At 72.8% G+C, this 14,528-nt stretch carries 16 protein-coding genes and 1 pseudogene; 8 read left to right on the forward strand and 9 right to left on the reverse strand.

Going from position 1 to position 14,528, the window contains the following annotated elements:
* The 3 genes from ACZ63H_RS01355 to ACZ63H_RS01365 form a co-directional block, all read left to right on the forward strand.
* On the forward strand, positions 1–136 hold a 136-nt coding region (locus ACZ63H_RS01355), incomplete at its 5' end, for an aggregation-promoting factor C-terminal-like domain-containing protein (RefSeq protein ID WP_469861368.1).
* Between the two features lie 211 nt (positions 137–347).
* Entirely contained in the window at positions 348–1,016 is a 669-nt protein-coding gene (locus ACZ63H_RS01360; protein WP_469860980.1) for a YoaK family protein, read from the forward strand.
* 210 nt (positions 1,017–1,226) lie between these two features.
* Positions 1,227–2,396, forward strand: coding sequence for a steroid 3-ketoacyl-CoA thiolase (locus ACZ63H_RS01365; protein WP_469860982.1), 1,170 nt, complete (start codon positions 1,227–1,229; stop codon positions 2,394–2,396).
* Here the strand turns inward: ACZ63H_RS01365 and ACZ63H_RS01370 are convergent.
* Complete coding sequence (locus ACZ63H_RS01370) at positions 2,380–2,568, reverse strand: DUF397 domain-containing protein (protein WP_469860984.1); 189 nt, start codon at positions 2,566–2,568, stop codon at positions 2,380–2,382. The genes ACZ63H_RS01365 and ACZ63H_RS01370 overlap by 17 nt on opposite strands.
* Positions 2,549–3,300, reverse strand: a pseudogene (locus tag ACZ63H_RS01375) (helix-turn-helix domain-containing protein); the annotation flags it as partial. The gene ACZ63H_RS01370 and the pseudogene ACZ63H_RS01375, both read right to left, overlap by 20 nt.
* Positions 3,301–3,354: 54 nt before the next feature.
* On the opposite strand from ACZ63H_RS01375, the gene ACZ63H_RS01380 reads away from it, so the two are divergent.
* Entirely contained in the window at positions 3,355–3,648 is a 294-nt protein-coding gene (locus ACZ63H_RS01380) for an ATP-binding protein (protein WP_469860986.1), read from the forward strand.
* On the opposite strand, the gene ACZ63H_RS01385 is transcribed toward ACZ63H_RS01380, so the two are convergent.
* From ACZ63H_RS01385 to ACZ63H_RS01395, 3 genes are all read right to left on the reverse strand, one after another.
* Positions 3,641–3,958 (reverse strand): hypothetical protein, encoded by a 318-nt coding sequence (locus tag ACZ63H_RS01385; RefSeq protein ID WP_189756620.1) that lies wholly within the window; start codon positions 3,956–3,958, stop codon positions 3,641–3,643. The two genes, ACZ63H_RS01380 and ACZ63H_RS01385, sit on opposite strands and share 8 nt — an antisense overlap.
* Before the next feature lie 17 nt (positions 3,959–3,975).
* A complete protein-coding gene (locus ACZ63H_RS01390) occupies positions 3,976–4,296 on the reverse strand; it encodes a hypothetical protein (protein WP_189756619.1) in 321 nt (106 codons plus the stop codon).
* Positions 4,297–4,380: 84 nt separating this feature from the next.
* Entirely contained in the window at positions 4,381–6,432 is a 2,052-nt protein-coding gene (locus tag ACZ63H_RS01395) for a bifunctional glycosyltransferase 87/phosphatase PAP2 family protein (RefSeq protein WP_469860988.1), read from the reverse strand.
* A 392-nt stretch (positions 6,433–6,824) separates the two neighbouring features.
* On the opposite strand from ACZ63H_RS01395, the gene proP reads away from it, so the two are divergent.
* Both proP and ACZ63H_RS01405 read left to right on the forward strand, forming a co-directional pair.
* The gene (gene proP, locus ACZ63H_RS01400; RefSeq protein WP_469860990.1) at positions 6,825–8,195 is read left to right on the forward strand and encodes a glycine betaine/L-proline transporter ProP; all 1,371 of its coding nucleotides are present in this window, start codon (positions 6,825–6,827) and stop codon (positions 8,193–8,195) included.
* Positions 8,196–8,373: 178 nt separating this feature from the next.
* Positions 8,374–9,045 carry an O-methyltransferase gene (locus ACZ63H_RS01405; RefSeq protein WP_469860992.1) on the forward strand — a complete coding sequence of 224 codons (672 nt, stop codon included), beginning with the start codon at positions 8,374–8,376 and terminating at the stop codon, positions 9,043–9,045.
* A gap of 19 nt (positions 9,046–9,064) precedes the next feature.
* Here ACZ63H_RS01405 and ACZ63H_RS01410 read toward each other — a convergent pair whose 3' ends face one another.
* Positions 9,065–9,457 carry an FHA domain-containing protein gene (locus ACZ63H_RS01410; protein WP_469860994.1) on the reverse strand — a complete coding sequence of 131 codons (393 nt, stop codon included), beginning with the start codon at positions 9,455–9,457 and terminating at the stop codon, positions 9,065–9,067.
* 113 nt (positions 9,458–9,570) lie between these two features.
* Here ACZ63H_RS01410 and ACZ63H_RS01415 point away from each other — a divergent pair, with 113 nt between their 5' ends.
* The gene (locus tag ACZ63H_RS01415) at positions 9,571–10,002 is read left to right on the forward strand and encodes a DnaJ family domain-containing protein (protein ID WP_469860996.1); all 432 of its coding nucleotides are present in this window, start codon (positions 9,571–9,573) and stop codon (positions 10,000–10,002) included.
* Between the two features lie 4 nt (positions 10,003–10,006).
* Here the strand turns inward: ACZ63H_RS01415 and ACZ63H_RS01420 are convergent, their stop codons facing one another.
* Positions 10,007–11,089 (reverse strand): hypothetical protein, encoded by a 1,083-nt coding sequence (locus tag ACZ63H_RS01420; RefSeq protein ID WP_469860998.1) that lies wholly within the window; start codon positions 11,087–11,089, stop codon positions 10,007–10,009.
* Between the two features lie 4 nt (positions 11,090–11,093).
* Positions 11,094–11,750, reverse strand: coding sequence for a hypothetical protein (locus ACZ63H_RS01425; protein WP_469861000.1), 657 nt, complete (start codon positions 11,748–11,750; stop codon positions 11,094–11,096).
* A gap of 109 nt (positions 11,751–11,859) precedes the next feature.
* On the opposite strand from ACZ63H_RS01425, the gene ACZ63H_RS01430 reads away from it, so the two are divergent.
* Entirely contained in the window at positions 11,860–12,393 is a 534-nt protein-coding gene (locus tag ACZ63H_RS01430) for a GNAT family N-acetyltransferase (RefSeq protein WP_469861002.1), read from the forward strand.
* Here the strand turns inward: ACZ63H_RS01430 and ACZ63H_RS01435 are convergent.
* On the reverse strand, positions 12,386–14,428 hold the full coding sequence (locus ACZ63H_RS01435) for a DHA2 family efflux MFS transporter permease subunit (RefSeq protein ID WP_469861370.1): 2,043 nt from the start codon (positions 14,426–14,428) through the stop codon (positions 12,386–12,388). The two genes, ACZ63H_RS01430 and ACZ63H_RS01435, sit on opposite strands and share 8 nt — an antisense overlap.
* Positions 14,429–14,528: the final 100 nt, after the last annotated feature.

Genomic DNA, 14,528 nt, shown 5'->3' on the forward strand with positions numbered 1-14,528 from the left:
CAAGATGGCCTCCGCCGGCGGCGACTGGAAGACCAACCCCGCCACCCAGATCAAGTGGGGCCTGGACTACATGAACTCCCGCTACGGCAGCCCCGTCAAGGCCTGGAGCTTCTGGCAGGCCAACGGCTGGTACTGAGCCCCCAGCACCCCCCGGGGGCCGGGCACACCACCGCCACCCCCCACAGCGGCCCACCCGCCGCACCCCACGCACCTGCACCCCCGCCCACCCGGCCGGGGGTGCACGCGTATACGCGTATATACGGGGCCTCCGCCATACGGGCCGCCTTCCCCCCGCCCCCCGCGTGTCCCGCCCCGTCCGCGCACCCCCTGCCCGCAGGCTGCTGCGCATGCTGCCGGACCCGGAGACGCGCGGGCTGCGGCTGGTGGCCGTGCTGCTCGCCCTCACCGTGGTCAGCGGACTGATCGACGCCGTCGGCTATCTGGGCCTCGGCCGGGTCTTCACCGCCAACATGACCGGCAACGTCGTCATCCTCGGCTTCGCCGCCGCCGGCGCCCCCGGCTTCTCCGTTCTCCACACGGCCACGTCCCTGTGCTGCTTCCTGCTGGGCGCGGTGACCGGTGGCCGGCTCGCCGTCCGGCACGGCCGGGGCTCCCGCCGCCGCCGGACCCGGCTGACCCTGGCGGCGGAAGCGGCGCTGGTCGGCGCGTCGGCGGCCGTCGCCTTCGCCTGGCCGGACACCGGCGCCACCCGGTACGCCCTGATCGCGCTCACCGCCTACGCGATGGGCCTGCGCAACGCCACCGTCCGCAAGCTGGGGGTGCCCGACCTCACCACCACCGTGCTGACCATGACCCTGACCGCCCTCGCCTCCGAGTCCCGCCTCGGCGACGGCACCGGCCACCGCTCCCCGCGCCGCACGGCCGCCGTCCTCGCGATGACCGGCGGCGCGTGCCTGGGCGCCTGGCTGGTGCTGCGGCACGGCCTGGCCGTGCCGCTGCTGCTCGCCGCGCTCGCCTCGGCCGTGCTGGCGGTGGCCGCCTCGGGGCGGGAGTAGGCGCAGCGCACGCCGGCGGTCCGGATCAAGCATGGCGTGAAGCCGCGCTGCGCTCTCCGGCGCACGCGCGTATGTTCCGGTGGACCCCGTCGGACCGGCCGCACCCGCACGACCCTTGCGGTGGCGGAGAGCACGTCAGCAGACTGCCGGGCAGGAACTGGAACACGTACCAGTTCCGGAGGAGAGCCCGCCCGGAGAGGACCCGCGCCCATGGCCGCCGAACCCGTGATCGTCGGAGCCGTCCGCACCCCCATCGGCCGGCGCGGCGGCGCGCTCGCCGATCTGCACCCGGCCCGCCTGCTGGGCGAGACCTACCGTGAACTCCTCGACCGCGCCGGCATCCCCGCCGACGCGGTCGAGCAGATCGTCGGCGGCACGGCGACCCAGGCCGGCGAGCAGTCCATGAACCCCGCGCGCACGGCCTGGCTGGCCATGGGCCTGCCCTACGAGACGGCCGCGAGCACGGTCGACTGCCAGTGCGGCTCCTCGCAGCAGGCGTCCCACATGGTGGCCAACATGGTCGCGGCGGGCGTGCTCGACGTCGGCATCAGCTGCGGTGTCGAGTCCATGTCCCGGGTCCCGCCGGGCTCCGGTTCCAAGCACGGCCCCGGCAGACCCTTCCCGGACGAGTGGAACGTCGACCTCCCCAACCAGTTCGAGGCCGCCGAGCGCATCGCCCGCCACCGGGGGCTGACCCGGGAGGACGTGGACGCGCTCGGCCTGCTGTCCCAGGAGCGCGCCGCCCGCGCCTGGGCGGAGGAACGCTTCAAGCGGGAGACCTTCGCCGTCCAGGTGCCCACCACGGAGGAGGAGCAGGACACCGGTCAGGGCATGTGGCGCCTGGTCGACAGGGACGAGGGCCTGCGGGACACCACCCCGCAGGAGCTGGCCGGCCTGAAGCCCGTCATGCCGACCGCCGTCCACACCGCCGGGAACTCCTCCCAGATCTCCGACGGCGCGGCGGCCATCATGTGGGCCTCCAAGCGCATGGCTCGCGCGCTGAAGCTCAAGCCGAGGGCCCGGATCGTCGCCCAGGCCCTCGTAGGCGCGGACCCCCACTTCCACCTGGACGGCCCCATCGACGCCACCCGCGCGGTCCTCGGCAAGGCGGGCATGACCCTCAAGGACATCGACCTCGTGGAGATCAACGAGGCGTTCGCCTCCGTCGTCCTCAGCTGGGCCCGGGTCTTCGACCAGAACCTCGACAAGGTCAACGTCAACGGCGGTGCGATCGCCCTCGGCCACCCGGTCGGCGCGACCGGCGCCCGCCTCATCACAACGGCCCTGCACGAACTGGAGCGCGCGGACAAGGAGTTCGCCCTCATCACCATGTGCGCGGGCGGCGGACTGGCGACCGGGACGATCATTCAGCGGCTGTAGCGGCCCAGGAGACGAAGTCGCCGAAGGCGGCGGGGCCGACGTTCAGCACGGGCCCCGCCGGGTTCTTCGAGTCACGGATGGCGACGGTGGTGGTGCAGGGGGGTTCGGCGACCTCCAGGCACTGGCCGCCCTGGTCACTGCTGTACGACGACCTACGCCACTTGCTCTCCATAGCGGTCCTCCATGACGCCCCGGATCAACTCCGCCGACTTCTAAATCGAGAGCGCGGGGCTTGGAGGTGATCGTAACGGAGCGAGCAGTCCCGAACGGCTTCCGGGTTTGCCGTCGGATGCGCGCTTCCGTAGCCCTCCGTGTAGACAATGGTCGGGTCACTCGCAAACCGGTAGACGTCGAACGAGCCGGTCATGCCCGCGTGGGCTCCGCTCGAAAACGGCAGCACCTGGACGTTGATCTGGGGATTGCCTTGGAGGGCCAACAGATACGCGAGTTGCTCAGCCATGACCTCTCGGCCACCGATCTGTTGATGCAGAGCCGCCTCGCTCAGGACTACCCAGAAGGCTGGGGGCCGTTCCTTCTCAAAGATCCCCTGTCGAGCGAGTCGTACGGCCGTACGGTCGTCCAGGTTGGTCTGGTCGATAGCTCCGAATACAGCCCGTGCGTACGCCTCGGTCTGAAGCAGTCCGGGCACCATGCCCATCTCGAAGGAGTAGATCTCCGTGGCCCGAGCCTGAAGCTCCGCAACTTGCTGGAACCCCGCCGGGAGTTGACTACGCAGCACCAGTTCCACGAGCCGGGTCAGCGCCCCTCCAGTCCCCAGGGCCGCATCCATCCGCTGACTGAACTCCAGCGTGGGGACTTTCCTCGCGGTCTCGATCTGGCCGATAAGCGACCCGGTGTAGTTGGTGATCTGCCCTAGCTCGCGCTGCGTGAGGCCCGCCGCCTCCGGATCGTCCGCTCGCTGCTGTGCGAGTGGGAGCTGGAGCCGCTGACGTTCGCCGTGGAGCTGGGCGTGAGCGAGCTGGTCACCAACGTCGTACGGCATGTGCCCGACCGCCGCTGCCAGGTGGTCGTGGCCCGGCAGGCGGCGGGGGTCCGGGCCGAGGTGAGCGACGGCTGCGCCGCGCTGCCCCGGCTGGAGACCGAGGTGGACGAGGAGTCCGAGGGCGGCCGGGGCCTGGCCCTGCTGGACGCCGTGGTGGACAAGTGGGGGGTGGCACCCGGCACCGACGGAAAGACGGTGTGGTTCGAGTGCCATGGTGGCCCCGCGTCGTCCGGCGACGACCTCAGATGACGCGCACGGACAGGGGGTTCTGGTAGGACACCGCGCCGCCAGGGGGGAGGACGCCGGTGAAGTTGGCGCAGTTCGCGTTGTAGTAGTAGGCCAGCGAGTGGTCCGTGTTGTTGCTGAGGATCCGCGCGCGGGCTCGGAGGTTGAGGCAGGCGCCGTCCGGCGGGTTGTCGATCTGGAACGCCTGCCCGGAGGAGGAGATGTACCGGATGTTTCCGGTGGCGGCCTGCGCGTTGGAGGTCAGGCCGATCGCCAGGACGGCCGCGGTGCCGGCCGTCAGGGCGAGTCTGACCGTACGTGCGATGCGGGGCATGGGAGGTGTCGCCCTTCTCAGCCGATGACGCGCACGGACAGGGGGTTCTGGTAGGACACCGCCCGGCCGGGGGCAAGATTGCTGGTGAAGTTGACGCAGTTCGCGGCGAAGTAGTAACTCACCGTCTTGTTCGTCTCGTTGACCAGGATCTGCGCACGGGCCCGAAGGTTGATGCAGACGTTGTCCGGCGGGTTGTCGATCTGGAATTCCTGTCCGCCGGCGGTGAAGTACCGGATCCTCCCGGTGGCGGCCTCCGCGCTGGAGGTCAGGCCGATGGCCAGGACGACGGCGGTGCCGACCGTCAGGCCGAGTCTGGCCAGACGCGCTAAGCGGTTCATGAGTGGGTGTCCCCTTTCCCGTTCCAGCCCTCGAAAGGGGAAATCCCACCGATCGAGGGAGTTAAAGGAGACACGCCCGAACTCTCACCTGAACAAGTGATAGTTCAGGTAATTGGATCGCTTGGAGCCGGTGGAATCCGGTGCCGCGGGGGCGTCCGCGGCCGAACCGGCTCGCGGGCCCTGGAACACGTACGACAGCCCGAAGCCCGCGCCCACCACCGCCGCGCCGCCCACCGCGTCCAGGACCCAGTGGTTGCCGGTGGCGATGATCGTGGAGACCGTGAGGAAGGGGTGGAGGAGGCCGAGGGCCTTCATCCACCAGCGGGGGGCGACGACGGCGATCACCACACCGCACCACAGCGACCAGCCGAAGTGCAGCGACGGCATCGCCGCGTACTGGTTGGTCAGCGCGGTCAGGGTGCCGTAGTCCGGCTTCGCGAAGTCCTGGACGCCGTGCACCGTGTCGATGATCCCGAGGGCCGGCATCAGGCGCGGCGGGGCCAGCGGGAAGAGCCGGAAGCCGGCCAGGGCGAGCAGGGTGGCGAAGCCGAGGGAGGCGCGGGCCCAGCGGTAGTCGGCCGGGCGGCGCCAGTACAGGACGCCCAGGATGGTCAGCGGGACGACGAAGTGGAACGACTCGTAGTAGAAGACGAAGAACTCCCGCAGCCAGTCGATCTTCGCGACGGCGTGGTTGACCGCGTGCTCGATGTCGATGTGCAGGAAGCGTTCGAGGTCGAGGACCATCCGGCCGTGGTGCTCGGCGCGGGCCCGGCCGCCGGAGATGGTGCCGCCGGTCGCCGCGAGGCGTACCTGCTGGTAGGCCGCGTAGGTGACGCGGAGCAGCAGCAGTTCCAGCAGGAGGTTGGGGCGGGACAGGACGCGGCGCAGGTAGGGCAGGAGGGGGATGTTGCGGAAGCGGGCGGGGGCCTGCGGGGCGTACTCGGCGGGTATCGGCTCGCGGTAGTACGGCGAGGTGCGGGGCAGGAAGGGGACGGCCGTGGCGGCGGCCAGCGCCGCGAGCAGCACCAGGTTGTCCCGCAGCGGGTACAGCACGGACATCTGCGGCAGCATCATCGTCGCCGGGAGGGTGGTGAGGAGGACGACGGCCACCGGCCAGACGTAGCGGTCCGAGGCCCGCCGCCCGGCCCGGCCGACGATCGCGAGCAGCAGCCACAGCAGCTGGTGCTGCCAGGTCGTGGGCGACACGGCGATGGCGGCGCAACCGGTGACGGCGACCGCGAGCGGCAGCTGGCCGTCCCGGGCGTAGCGGACCGCACGGCGCAGCGCGAGGACGGCGACGGCGGCGCCGAGCACGAGGTAGATCGCCGTCTCCAGGTGGCCGGTGAGGCCGAGGCGGAGCAGGGCGCCGTGCAGGGACTGGTTGGCGAGGGCGTCGGCCTGCCCGCCGAGCCCGGCCCCGGCCAGGTGGTGCACCCAGTAGGTGTACGAGTCGTGGGGCAGCGCGGCCCAGGCGAGCACGGTGCACACGGCGAAGGTGCCGACGGCGGCGCGGGCGGCCCGGCGGCGGTCGGTGAGCCACAGCAGGGGGACGAAGAGCAGCACCGTGGGCTGGAGCGCGGCGGCCCCGCCGATACACAGTCCGCTCGCGCGCTGCCCGCGCACGGTGAAGCAGCCGAGCAGGACGAGCACGACCGGGGTGATGCTGGTCTGGCCGAGCCACAGGTCGACGCGGACCGGCAGGGAGACCATCAGCAGGCTGACGGCGACCGGCGCGGCCAGCAGCGCGGTGCGGCGGCCGACCGGCCGGGGCAGCGCGCGGGCGGCGACCACGCCGAGGGCGACGACCAGCAGCAGGGAGCCGAACGTCCAGCTCCAGCCGAGGGCGGCCTCGGCCCAGCGGGTCAGCGGGCGCCGCACCAGGCCGCCGAAGGGGGTGCCGGTGAACCGGGTGGAGTCGTAGATCGAGCCCTTGACGTGCAGGACGCCCTCGGGACCGATCCAGGTCTCCAGGTCGGTGAGGCGCTCGTTGCCCGGGGTGGTGAGGACGACGGCCATCTGGCGGGCGGCGAGGATCAGGGCCACGGCCCACAGGGCGAGCCGGGTGGCTCTCAGCCGCGCGCCGGCCTCCGGCGCGTCGAAGCCCCCCGTGGCTCGTCCGCCGTGCCTCACACTCATCACGACTCGTCGGCCTCCCGCCCCTTCGTCCCGGACGCCCGATACGCCGGATTCCTGTCCGCGTGCCCTATGAGGCTCGCAGACACCTGGAGGAGGAACGCAGGCAACTCCCCGTTAACCCGACGTGGCCGCTTATGTCCGGATCGGTTCGGCCCCACAGGGCTCCGGTTGCAGGCCGGGGGCGCGATAAGGATCACACTGACCAGCAGGAATGACCTTGAGTGAGGGGGCAGACGTACCTGCGTACCCGCGGTTTCGCTGCATTGTGCACCTAAACGCATACAGCACGTAAGACACAGAAGCCGCCTATGGTCGATTTTCGGCCCACGCACGTCATCGTTGCCGTCGGCGGGCCCGAACCTGTCCCCGTCGAAAGGTAGGCGAGCCCCGTTTTGGCGACCGCCACTGCCGTCACCCCGCGTCCGACGACCCGCCGGGCCGCCAAGGCCCGCAATGTCACCGTCACCGACCCCGCCCTGGTCAGGCGCGCCGTCAAGGCGGCAGCGCTCGGCAACGCCATGGAGTGGTTCGACTTCGGTGTCTACAGCTACATCGCGGTCACCCTGGGCAAGGTCTTCTTCCCCTCCGGCAACCCCACCGCGCAGTTGCTGTCCACGTTCGGTGCCTTCGCGGCGGCCTTCCTGGTCCGTCCGCTGGGCGGCATGGTCTTCGGCCCGCTGGGCGACCGCATCGGCCGTCAGAAGGTCCTCGCCCTGACGATGATCATGATGGCGGCGGGCACGTTCGCCATCGGCCTGATCCCGTCCTACTCGGTGATCGGCGTCGGCGCGCCGCTCCTGCTGCTGGCCGCCCGGCTGGTGCAGGGCTTCTCCACCGGCGGCGAGTACGCGGGCGCGTCCACCTTCATCGCCGAGTACGCGCCGGACAAGAAGCGCGGCTTCTTCGGGAGCTGGCTGGAGTTCGGCACGCTCGCCGGCTACATCGGCGGCGCCGGCCTGGTCACCCTGATGACCGCCCTGCTGTCCTCCGAGGACCTGCTCTCCTGGGGCTGGCGCATCCCGTTCCTGATCGCGGGCCCGATGGGCATCATCGGCCTGTACCTGCGGATGCGGCTGGAGGAGACCCCGGCGTTCGCCGCGCAGCTGGAGAAGGCCGAGGCCCGGCCCAAGGTGCCGCTGCGCGACATGGTCGCGGGCCAGTGGAAGGCGCTGCTGATCTGCATGGGCCTGGTGCTGGTCTTCAACGTCACCGACTACATGCTGCTGTCGTACATGCCGAGCTACCTCACCAGTGAGCTGAAGTACGACGAGACCCACGGCCTGCTGGTCGTGCTCGCCGTGATGGCCCTGATGATGATCGTCCAGCCGTTCGCCGGCGCGCTCACCGACCGGGTCGGCCGCCGCCCGGTGATCGCGGCGGGCTGCGCGGGCTTCCTGCTGCTGTCCGTCCCGGCGCTGCTGCTGATCCGCCAGGGCAGCCTGCTCGCGGTGGGCCTCGGCATGGCCGCGCTGGGCCTGCTGCTGGTGTGCTTCACCGCCGCCATGCCGGCCGCGCTGCCCGCGCTCTTCCCGACCCGGGTGCGCTACGGCTCCCTGTCCATCGGCTTCAACGTGTCCGTGTCCCTGTTCGGCGGTACGACCCCGCTCGTCGTGACCGCGCTGATCGGGGCGACCGGGAACATGATGATGCCCGCGTACTACATGATGGCCGCCGCCGTCGTGGGCGGGTTCGCCGTCTGGCGGATGTCGGAGTCGGCGGGCCGCCCGCTGCCGGGCTCGGCGCCGTCGGTCGAGGGCAGCTGACCTCCCTCGCGCGTCGTTCAGGGGCCCGCGGCCGGATTCCTTCCGGCCGCGGGCCCCTGCCGCGTCCGCGGGGCGCCGGCCGCCGGGTAACTCCCCCGTTCGGGCCCGTCTGCTGGGATCATCGGACGTGCAGGGCGGAACAGCCTCCGGAAGACACTCGGGAAAGGCAGCAGGCGCTATGAGCGGGTCGCAGCTCTGGGTCGACGTCGACGACTACTTCACCAGCCATCTCTCACCGGACGACGAGGCGCTGCGGGCGGCCCTGCGGGACAGCGAGACCGCCGGGCTGCCCCCGATCGCGGTCACGGCCGCGCAGGGCAAACTCCTCCACCTCCTCGCCCAGACGCAGGGCGCCCGGCACGTCCTGGAGATCGGCACCCTCGGCGGGTACAGCACGATCTGGCTGGGCCGCGCCCTGCCCCAGGACGGCAGGCTGGTGTCGCTGGAGTACAACGCCAAGCACGCCGACGTGGCCGTCCGCAACATCTCCCGGGCCGGGCTGGAGCGGATCGTGGAGGTGCGGGTGGGCCCGGCCCTGGAGTCGCTGCCCAAGCTCGCCGACGAGAACCCGGCGCCCTTCGACCTGGTCTTCATCGACGCGGACAAGGTGAACAACCGGCACTACGTGGAGTGGGCGCTCAAGCTCACCCGGGCGGGCAGCCTGATCATCCTGGACAACGTGGTGCGCGGGGGGCGGGTGGCCGACGCCCGCAGCACCGAGCCGGACGTGCTCGGCACCCGCGCCGCGCTGGAACTGATCGCCTCGCACCCACGGCTGAGCGGTACGGCCATCCAGACGGTCGGCCTCAAGGGCTACGACGGCTTCGCGCTGGCGCGGGTGCAGGACTGAGCGCGCGGCCCGGCCCGGTTCACACCTCGTGGAAGAACCCGACGTTGACGCTGCGCGGGCCGGAGCGGTCCTGGACGACGATCTCGCCGGATCCGCCGCGCGGCAGCGGCACGGTCGCGCCGTAGCCGACGGAGCGGGCGTGCGGGCCGTGGCTGAGCCGGACCTCGGAGGCCGGGTCGGGCTGGGAGCCGCGCAGCCAGGTCAGCTCCCAGGTGCCGTCGGGGGCGCAGCGGAACTCCAGGTGGACGCGGGAGACGAACAGCCAGTCCTCCGGGGTGACCAGCCGGCACACCGCCCCGTCCCGGCCGACCCGCAGCGCGGTGCCGGGCGCGCTGGGCACCTCGGCCAGCGTCATGCCGGCGGTGGCCCCCGCGTCCGCCCCTGTCACGGCGACCATGGTGAGTTCGAGCACGAGCGTTCCCCCCTGAAACGTCCTGGTGCGGCGGTGGGTCGCGGCGGGCGGGCCGCCGTACCGTCGCCGCATGATAAGACGCCCGGCGCGGTGGCGTCCGGCACAATGGGGTCATGACCGAGCGAAAGCCACCGGGCGTTCCGTTCGACTCGTGGGTGGACAAGCAGATACGCGACGCGCAGCGGCGCGGGGAGTTCGAGGCGCTGCCGGGGGCGGGGGCGCCGCTGCCCGCGGAGGTCGACTCCACGTACGACGAACTGTGGTGGGTCAAGCGGAAGATGGCGCGGGAGGGGCTGGCCTTCCTGCCGCCCGCGCTGGCGCTGCGCAAGGAGGCGGAGGACGCGCTCGCGGCGGCGTACGCGGCGCCCTCGGAGCGGATCGCGCGCAAGATCATCGAGGACGTCAACGTCAGGATCCGCGACATGATGTTCAAGCCGCCGCCCGGGCCGCCGCTGGGGAAGAAGCCGTACGACGTCGAGGAGGTCGTACGGGAATGGCGGCAGCGCAGGGCTGCCGCCGGTGGCGCGGACCCGGCCGCGCGCTAGCCGTTCAGCCGCGCAGCAGCCGTTCCGCGAGTTCCCGGTAGTCGCGCAGGGCGAGCCGCAGCTGCTCGGTGTCCGTCCCGGCACCGGGCCCGTGTTCCTCGGCGCCCTCCCAGGACGTCCGCAGCGTGCGGCGCCGCCGCGTCACCGCCTCGGTGAACCGGGCGGCGATCTCCTCCAGGGTGCGGTCGGCGCGCTCCACGGCGCCCTTCGGATGGTCCACGAACCCGGCGACGACTTCGTGCAGCCGCCGCTGCCACTCCTGGACCTCCTCCCCCGCGAGCAGGGGGGAGCCCTGGGCTGAGGCGCCCGGTCCGTCGTCCGTCCGAGGCGTGTCGCCGGACGGTGTGCCCGGTGCCGTCGGCCAGGTGTCGCGGCCCGGGGCGTCGGTCGTCGTCGCCTCCCGCCGGGACGCCTCGCCGGGCCCCGGTGCGCCCAGACCGTTGTCGGGCATCCGGTCCTCCTCCGAGATCGCTTCCCGCTCCGCGCGGTGACTGGCCCCGAACCCCTCGTCGGCTCCGGCCCCGAGCCCTTCCGTACCGGGCCGCAGCCCTTCCGTCCCGTGCCACTGCCCGGCCCCGGCCGGCCCCGTGCCCTGTGGGCCGTGTCCGTGCCCGGCCGGCCCTTCGGCGCCGGACCCGCGGGCGTTCTCCGCGCCCGTGCCCCCGGTGCCCGGCCGCGGCCCCGCCATGCCCGCCGGGCCCGGAGGCGGCGGCGGGGTGCTGCCCTCGGGGGTGCGGTCGTCGCCGGTCAGGCCCTCGCGGCCGGGGCCGGCGGAGCCGGGGAGCCGGCCGCCCGACGGTCCCGTACCGCTCGCCTCCGGGGTGCCGGCACCCGCCGTCCCCACGCCCCGCGTGCCCTCGCCCGGTATCCGGGCGCCCGAAGCCCCCGGCCCGCCCGCGCCCGGGGCCCGGCCGGGCTCGCCCGGGAGGCGTTCCTCCGGGCGGGGATCTCCGGCGGCCCGCCGGCCCGGGGCCGGCTCGTCCGTGTCCGGCGTGTCCTGTTCGGGGGTCCATTCCTCGCCCGGTGCCCGGGAGAGGCGTTCGGTGCGGTGGCGGTCGTCGCCGGGGCCGCTCGTCATGTCCCGCATGGTCTCAGCTCTCCTTCGGTCGGCTCCGGTGCAGGGCCCACGGCGTGTGCGAGCGGGCGCGGGAGCCGCCGCCGTCGGACGGCGTGGCGCGGTCCGTCCCCGTCGGCGCCCGGTGCCGGCCCGTCTCCGTGCCGGTCAGGTCGTCGAACAGGGCGCGCCCGCCGAGCAGCGCGGCCCGCAGCTCCTCCGTCCCGCCGCCCGCACCCGCCACCCGGTGCAGCCGCCGGTAGCCGTCGACGTGCTCGGCGTGGTGCACGGACAGGGCGTCGACCTGCTCCTCGTAGCGCCCGCCGTCGGGGTAGCCGCGCTCCGCCGCGAGCCGCGCGAGCAGCCGGTCGGCCTCGGCCACCGCCTCCTTCGGCGAGTCCACGAACCGCTCCTGCACGGCCGTCCAGAGATCCGCGTACCGCTGCCGCTCGGCCCCGTCCAGCGGCCGTTCCCGCAGCTCGCCATGGCGCTCGACTCGCTCGGCCAGCTCCCGCTCGGCGGCCTTGGTGTCGCCGTCGTGCAGGGCGACGACCCGTTCGTACTCGGGCCCGAAGCGGCGCTTCAGGCTGTGCCCGCCGCGCCGGTCGCGCCCCCGCCGGGCCACGAGCCCGGCCGCGCCGAGGACCACGACCGCCGCGATCACGATCAGCAGAATGATCAGCCAAGTGGACATGGTTGCCTTCCGGCCCCTTCCGCTCGGACCGGCTCCGCCGGCCGGTTCATCCCCCGGGTGACCCGGAACCCGGTCCACAAACGACGGCCCGCGCCGCACAATGGCCGCCATGACGTGGACGATCACCGCCGAGCCGTACGACTCCCCGGCCGCCGCCGCACTCTGGCGGGCGTACTACACGGAGGTCAGCGACCGCTGGTACCTCCTGCACGAGGGGCGCCGCACCCGCCCCGACGAGCTGGAGCGGGGGATCGCGGCCACGACCGGCGCGGAACTCGCCCCGCCCACCGGGTGCCTGCTCGTCGGGCGGTACGACGGCACACCGGCCGGTACGGCGGGCGTACGGCTGCTGGAGGCGGACACCGCCGAGCTGACCCGGGTGTTCGTGCTGCCCGGGCGGCGCGGCCGGGGCGGGGCCGCGCTGCTCGTGGCCGCCGCCGAGGTGCGCGCCCGGCTGCTGGGCGCCCGGCGGATCGTCCTGGACACCCGCGGCGACCTGGTCGAGGCCCGCGCCCTGTACGCCCGCCTCGGCTACACCGAGACCGCCCCGCACAACACCGACCCCTACGCCGACCACTGGTTCCGCAAGGAACTGGGCTCGGACCCGGCCTCGTGGCCGCAGTCGGCGGACTGCCTCAGCTGACCTCGGTCAGCGTGGTCCCGTTGTGCGGCCGTTCCCGCTCGGCGCCGCACAGTTCGCCGGTGAGGTCGTGGACCAGCCGGGCCAGGTCGTCACAGCGGCCGGGCCGCCACCAGTCGCCGAGCATCGAGGCCAGCGACTCCTCGCGGGCGGCGGCGAGCCGTTCGGCGACCTCGCGGCCGGAGTCGGTCAGCACCAGGTACAGTCCCCGGCGCTCGGCGAGCCGCCGCTCCTCCACCTGGCGGGCGGCGGCCATGACCGCCTGGAGCGGGACCGCGCTGCGCTCGGCCAGCATCCCCGGCTCCACCGAGCCGTAGCGGCGGATGCGCAGCAGCAGCCAGCCGGCGGCGGGCAGCAGGTCGTAGCCGGCCCGTTCGGTGATCTTCCGGTAGACCTCGCGGCGACCCTCGCGGGTGCCCAGCACGGACAGGGCCCGGCAGCACTCGTCGTAGGAGGAGCGCTGGACCGGGTTGGGCGGGATCGTCTCGGAGACGTCCGGCGCGGTGACCGAGCCGCGCAGCCGGTCCTCCTTGAGGAACCAGGCCAGCACGAAGCCGAGCAGGGCGACGGGGGCCGCGTAGAGGAAGACGTCGGTGATGGCGGACGCGTAGGCGTGCAGGGCGGCCTGGCGCGGCACCGGCGGCAGCGCGGCGATGCCCCGCGGGTCCGACCTCAGCGCGTCGGCGCCGGCGCCGGGCGGCAGCCGCACGCCCCGGAAGGCGTCGGTGAGCTTGTCGCCGAGGCGGCTCGCGAAGACCGTGCCGAAGACGGCCACGCCGAAGGAGGCGCCGATGGAGCGGAAGAAGGTGACGCCGGAGGTGGCGACGCCGAGGTCCTCGTAGGAGACGGCGTTCTGCACGATGAGCACCAGCACCTGCATGACCAGGCCGAGGCCGAGGCCGAAGACGAGGAAGTAGACGCTCGTCACCGCCGTCCCGTCGTGCTCGTCGAGCCGGGCCAGGAGCAGCAGGCCGAGCGTGGTGACGGCGGTGCCGGCGACCGGGAACACCTTCCAGCGGCCGGTGCGGCTGACGATCTGCCCGGACACGGTGGACGACAGCAGCAGACCGAACACCATGGGCAGCATGTGCACGCCGGACAGCGTCGGGGAGACGCCGCGCACCACCTGGAGGAACGTCGGCAGGTAGGTCATCGCGCCGAACATGGCGAAGCCGACGACGAAGCTGATGACGGACGCCAGGGTGAAGGTGCGCACGCGGAACAGCGTCAGCGGCAGCACGGGTTCGGCGGCCCGCCGCTCCACGGCGACGAACACCGCGGCGAGGACGGCGCCCAGCACGGCGAGCCCGATGATCCGTGCCGAGCCCCAGGCCCAGGTCGTACCGCCGAGCGAGGCGACCAGCACCAGGCAGGTGGCGACGGCGGCGATCAGGAGGGTGCCGAGGTAGTCGATGACATGGTGGGCGGCGTGCCGCGGCAGGCGCAGCGCGACGGCGATCACGGCGAGCGCGACGACGCCGACGGGCAGGTTGACGTAGAACACCCAGCGCCAGCCGAGATGCTCGGTGAACAGGCCGCCGAGCAGCGGACCGAGCACGCTGGTGGCGCCGAACACGGCACCGAACAGGCCCTGGTAGCGCCCGCGTTCGCGCGGGGGCACGAGGTCTCCGACGATCGCCATCGACAGCACCATCAGCCCGCCGCCGCCGAGCCCCTGGAGCGCCCGGAAGGCGATGAGCTGGGGCATGTCCCGGGCCGTGCCGCACAGCGCGGAGCCGATCAGGAAGATCACGACGGCGGCCTGGAACAGCCGCTTGCGGCCGTACTGGTCGCCGAGCTTGCCCCACAGGGGGGTCGCGGCGGTGGACGCCAGCAGATAGGCGGTGACGACCCAGGAGAGGTGCTCCAGCCCACCGAGGTCGCTCACGATCGTCGGCAGCGCGGTCGCGACGATGGTCTGGTCGAGGGCGGCCAGCAGCAGGCCGAGCAACAGCGCGCCGATCGGTACCAGCACGCTGCCCGGAACGTGTTCGCCGCTCCGGGTGTGCTCGGCCGTACCGTGCGTGTCCAGGGCCATGGAGACCTCCCGGGGCTCGGGTGCACCTTCCATCGTCATCTGTGTGACCGGTTATGGCCTGTCGAGTCCTGCGGGAACGGCGCTCGTACGCATAACCTCT

This window comes from Streptomyces sp. NPDC104831, assembly GCF_055583025.1.